Source organism: Thermococcus sp. 101 C5, from assembly GCF_009372125.1.
Classification (GTDB): Archaea; Methanobacteriota_B; Thermococci; order Thermococcales; family Thermococcaceae; genus Thermococcus_A; species Thermococcus_A bergensis.
Genome location: NZ_WHIZ01000115.1, coordinates 1 through 1,895, shown reverse-complemented (window position 1 = coordinate 1,895; position 1,895 = coordinate 1). Strand labels below are relative to the sequence as shown.

Below are 1,895 nucleotides of genomic sequence, written 5' to 3'. Positions count from 1 at the left end.
TTACTTTTTCTTCTGAAAGCCTCGCCCTTTAGGGCGGGGATGCAGTAAACTACCCAACAGCCCTCAAACAGGAAAGCGAAAAGCATTTAAGCAATAATGCAGACCATACATTAAGGGGTTCACAATGAAACCCGAATCACCAAGAATCAAAAGAACAAGACACGCAAAACACTTCATAACCTACCATTTCGTCTGGATACCAAAATACCGGAGAGACATTCTCACCGGAAAAGTCGTCGAGAGACTCAAAGAAATGTTCAAAGAATACTCGGAAGAAATCGGGTGCGAGGTTATTGCCCTCGAAGTAATGCCCGACCACGTTCACGTCTTCCTTCAGGCAAAGCCCAACCTCTCGCCAGCCCAAATAGTGAACCACTTGAAAGGCAAAACCGCCAGAAAACTCCTCCAAGAGTTTCCAGAACTGAGGAGCAAGACGACACACGGTAGGTTATGGTCTCGCTCCTATTTCGTCGCCTCAGTCGGCTACATAACGGACGAGATTGTGAAGCACTACGTTGAAACCCAATGGGAGCGTGAGTTGAAACGAAGAGGAGCGTAACGCTCAAACTCCAGCCCTCAAAAGAAACCGAGAGAATTCTCTTCGAGTTAGCTGACATTGGGGCTAAAGTTTGGAACCAGATAAACTACCTTCGCAGGCAGGAATTCTTCGAGGGTAAACCAGTGGACTTCAACAGGACGGAGAAAATCGTCTATGAAGAATTCAAAAAGGAAATCGGCTCCGCAACAGTCCAGCAAATTTGCAGGAAGAATGCTGAAAGCTGGAGGAGCTTCTTCTCACTCTTAAGGAATAAGCGGAACGGAGAACTGCCCGAGTGGTTGAAGCCGAAGCCACCGAACTACTTGAAAGACGATGGGAAAAGAAAACCTTTAATCGTACTCAGGAACGACCAATACAAGATTGAGGGCAACAGGTTAATTCTCAAAGGCCTCGGCAAGTTCAAACGCCTCGAAGTCCAGTTTAAGGGGAAAATACACCTCAAAGGCAAACAAGGAAGGCTGGAAATAACCTACGATACCGTTAAGCGGAAATGGTATGCCCACATCAGCATTACCGTCGAGGAGAAACTAATTGGAGGCGAGTGGATTGAAGTTCCAAGGAAACCATTGGGCGACCTTTCAGCGGGAATTGATTTGGGAGTGAACAATCTAATGGCGGTCTACGTTGAGAACGGTGAAAGCTTCCTCGTGAACGGCAGGCCATTAAAATCAATAGCCTTTTACTGGCGGAAGAGGATTGCGGATTATCAGTCAAAACTTAACAGGTCGGGAGCGAAGAGAAGTAGAAAACTCAAAAGAATGCACGGGAAGGCTAAACTTCAAGCAAAGCATTACATCAACACGGCAGTAAGACAGACCGTTGAAAAGCTCTACCACCTCGGAGTTTCGAGGATTGTTGTAGGTTACCCGAAGGGGATTGCCAGAAACTCTGAGAAAGGCAAGAGGCAGAACTTCCTCCTCTCCCACGTCTGGAGGTTCAATACTGTGATTCAAAGGCTCAAGGAAGTGGCTGAGGAATATGGCATCGTTGTTCAGGTTGTTAATGAGGCTTTCACCTCAAAAACCTGCCCCGTTTGCGGGAAGCCCCACGAGGGGGCCCGCTTTGTTCGTGGTTTGTTTAAGTGTCCCGCGACGGGGCTTGACTTTAACGCGGATTTGATTGGTGCTTTCAACATTTTAAAGAAGGCTGTGGAAAAGATAACCCCGAATCTGGGCGGCCTTTATGCTCAGAGGAGGGGTAACGGGGGGAAGACCCTCCCCGAGGGGTCGAAGACCCGCTTTAACTTGGGTCTAAATGAAACCCCTCAAACCTCCCTGCCAATGGCGAGGGGTTAACTCGTTGGAACCCTCGCCCTTCAGGGCGGGGAGGAGGTCAG

The 1,895-nt window shown here is 48.4% G+C and carries 2 protein-coding genes; both read left to right on the top strand.

Annotation, left to right across the window (positions count from 1 at the left end; translation table 11 throughout):
• Window positions 1-124: 124 nt before the first annotated feature.
• The gene (gene tnpA, locus GBV73_RS11025; protein WP_042699144.1) at window positions 125-559 is read left to right on the top strand and encodes an IS200/IS605 family transposase; all 435 of its coding nucleotides are present in this window, start codon (window positions 125-127) and stop codon (window positions 557-559) included.
• Between the two features lie 35 nt (window positions 560-594).
• Window positions 595-1,854, top strand: coding sequence for an RNA-guided endonuclease TnpB family protein (locus GBV73_RS11020; protein WP_052315877.1), 1,260 nt, complete (start codon window positions 595-597; stop codon window positions 1,852-1,854).
• Window positions 1,855-1,895: the final 41 nt, after the last annotated feature.